Raw genomic sequence first — 2,477 nt, 5'->3', positions numbered from 1 at the left:
GGATATTCTTCTCCTCTAGCCTAATTTTCCTACCAAGAAGGTGACACGCACCCTTTGACTCCTGCTAACGGTTCACCGACATTGTCCAAATATTGCTCAACTTGTTCAGGAGTCAGAGAGCGAATATAGATCGCACCCCGCAATTGCAGACGATGAGAAAGGCTCTCATAATCTGCAATCCGGCTACAGACTACCATCTCAGTTTGTCCATACTTTCGGGTAAATTGATTGATGGCTTCGACGCAAGCTTCCTGCCGATTAATTTTTACCTCATCCAGACCATCCAAAAGCAGTAGTAGTTGCTGCTCTGCAATCCACTTTCTACCAACCTCTCTTGGCACCTGTTATTTGAGCCACAGTTCTTCTACCAGCCAACTTTTGATCGTTTGCTGTTTGCTACCCCAGGAAGATAAATTAAATACTGTTGGAAGCAAACAGTTTAGGTTTTCTTCAGCACGGGCAATTAAGGTCTGGGCAATTTTGAGAAGGGTGATGGTTTTTCCCGATCCAGGTTCTCCTAAAATTAACAGAGTTCTTCCCCCTCCAATTTGGTTGAAGACCTCAGTTGTGCCCGTTCCTGCAGGTAAAATCTCTTTTGATTCTTGGAATAGTTCTGCTAAGTCAGCAAACGGACGCTCAACAGCATCCGATCGCTTTTCTAAACCAAGCTCAATCATGGTATGGGTGTATAATGACTTTTCTAAAACCCCCTGAATTCAATATTCTTTAACTTTACTAAATAAAAATTTTCTTTGTCGGTATTCTACCTGAGTGAAGGAAACCTCTGTTCCTGGTGTTGACTGGCTAATTAAATCAGAGACTTGAGAGATAAAGTACTGATTGACAGTTCCATGATTTTCCTGGATAAATCCCTGAACATTACCACCAGAAATATTAGCAATAGTTTCAGCAGCCATTGTGGGGGCTTCCTTAATCAATTGAAGGTCTGATTAATTGATCCACTGCTTTGCTGTATCAGACCCTGAACTGTACCTCCAGAAATCTGGACATTAAACTTGCCTGCTGCGGCTTTCTGAGGATTGGCTTGTTCTATTATTTTTTACGCCAGTTCAATAATTTCCGCGTCTTTATCGATGTTAGCCTCAATCAGTTCGTCTTCTAAAAGCGGTTTCGTCTTTTCGGGCTTCTGCTCGTACTTATCCAGAAGAGTAGATGGATCAGATTTACCTTGGCTCTCAAACTTACGCTTGATCAGGGCTTTTCGTCTGTCATAAGCGTCTTGAGCTACGCCCCCATCTGCCTGAGCTGCGCCAGCTACCAATGCTGAAAGGATGAGAGATATCGGATCCATCAACTTGTCTCTTTGGTTGTGTAATCCTAAAACCCCTCAAGGCAGTGAAAGTAGTTAAATTATAACTTAATCAAAAGATATCCCATAACTCAGGAGAGAACTCTTTATTTGCGCTCAGATCAGGCCCTATTAACTGATAGGGCTGCGGCATTTCTTACCAGAACAAGTTCATCAAGCAGGACGAGCAAACAAGACAAGCTATGGCTGAAGACTATCCTAGAGATTTGATTGGCTATGGTCGGAATCCGATCCATCCCCAATGGCCCCAGAATGCACGAGTGGCGGTGCAGTTTGTGATTAATTATGAGGAGGGTGGGGAAAGCTGCATTCTGCATGGGGATCAGGCATCGGAGGCGTTTTTGTCGGAGATTGTGGGGGCGGCTCCGTTTATGGGTTTGCGGCATATGAATATGGAGTCTTGTTACGAATATGGCAGTCGGGCGGGATTCTGGCGCTTGTACCGGATGTTCACCGATCGCGCCTTACCTGTCACCGTCTATGGGGTGGCAATGGCACTGGAGCGGAATCCGGAGGCGGTGGCTGCCATGAAGGAAGCGGATTGGGAAATTGCCAGTCATGGCTACCGCTGGATTGATTACAAGTATTTCAGTGAAGCTGCCGAACGGGAGCATTTGCAGCAGGCGATCGCGATTCATACGCGGGTAACGGGCGAGCGGCCTGTAGGGTGGTATACCGGGCGCAACAGTCCCCATACTCGGAAATTAGTTGTGGAAGCAGGTGGTTTCCTGTACGACTCGGATAGTTACGCGGATGATCTGCCCTACTGGGTGCATGACTACGGCCAACCGCATCTGGTGATTCCCTACACGCTGGATAACAACGATATGCGGTTTGCGACTCCTCAGGGTTTCAATTCCGGCGACCAGTTTTTTGCCTACCTGAAAGATGCCTTTGATGTGCTGTATGCCGAAGGCGAGACGGCTCCCAAAATGATGAGTGTGGGCTTACATTGTCGTCTGGTAGGCAGACCGGGGCGGGCAGCAAGTCTGGCGCGGTTTCTGGATTATGTGCAGCAGCACGATCGGGTGTGGATTTGTCGTCGGGTGGACATTGCCCGCCACTGGTATGACAAACATAAGGGGTAGAAAACTTGACGCTCATCCCGCTAACGCTTCGCGTATAGCAGGAGATTCCCCGTTCACAG

General features: G+C 47.3%; 5 protein-coding genes. 1 reads left to right on the top strand and 4 read right to left on the bottom strand.

Going from position 1 to position 2,477, the window contains the following annotated elements:
* Positions 1–29: 29 nt before the first annotated feature.
* The 4 genes from ACUVQO_RS22975 to ACUVQO_RS22960 form a co-directional block, all read right to left on the bottom strand.
* Positions 30–341, bottom strand: a complete 312-nt coding sequence (locus ACUVQO_RS22975) for a hypothetical protein (RefSeq protein WP_445928144.1) — start codon at positions 339–341, stop codon at positions 30–32.
* A gap of 3 nt (positions 342–344) precedes the next feature.
* Positions 345–677, bottom strand: coding sequence for a hypothetical protein (locus ACUVQO_RS22970; protein ID WP_445928143.1), 333 nt, complete (start codon positions 675–677; stop codon positions 345–347).
* 39 nt (positions 678–716) lie between these two features.
* Entirely contained in the window at positions 717–917 is a 201-nt protein-coding gene (locus ACUVQO_RS22965; RefSeq protein ID WP_445928142.1) for a hypothetical protein, read from the bottom strand.
* 143 nt (positions 918–1,060) lie between these two features.
* Entirely contained in the window at positions 1,061–1,312 is a 252-nt protein-coding gene (locus ACUVQO_RS22960) for a hypothetical protein (RefSeq protein WP_445928141.1), read from the bottom strand.
* 200 nt (positions 1,313–1,512) lie between these two features.
* Here ACUVQO_RS22960 and puuE point away from each other — a divergent pair, with 200 nt between their 5' ends.
* Positions 1,513–2,418 (top strand): allantoinase PuuE, encoded by a 906-nt coding sequence (puuE, locus tag ACUVQO_RS22955; RefSeq protein ID WP_445928140.1) that lies wholly within the window; start codon positions 1,513–1,515, stop codon positions 2,416–2,418.
* Positions 2,419–2,477 lie beyond the last annotated feature (59 nt).

This window comes from Leptodesmis sp. (assembly GCF_052746595.1).
Note: the sequence above shows the minus strand (reverse complement) of the source record. Positions and strands in the feature narration are given on the sequence as shown.

Excerpts from the sequence above, each read along its gene's own strand:
- ACUVQO_RS22965 (WP_445928142.1), bottom strand. The coding sequence starts at position 917 with ATGGCTGCTGAAACTATTGCTAATATTTCTGGTGGTAATGTTCAGGGA.
- puuE (WP_445928140.1), top strand. The coding sequence starts at position 1,513 with ATGGCTGAAGACTATCCTAGAGATTTGATTGGCTATGGTCGGAATCCG.
- ACUVQO_RS22970 (WP_445928143.1), bottom strand. The coding sequence starts at position 677 with ATGATTGAGCTTGGTTTAGAAAAGCGATCGGATGCTGTTGAGCGTCCG.
- ACUVQO_RS22960 (WP_445928141.1), bottom strand. The coding sequence starts at position 1,312 with ATGGATCCGATATCTCTCATCCTTTCAGCATTGGTAGCTGGCGCAGCT.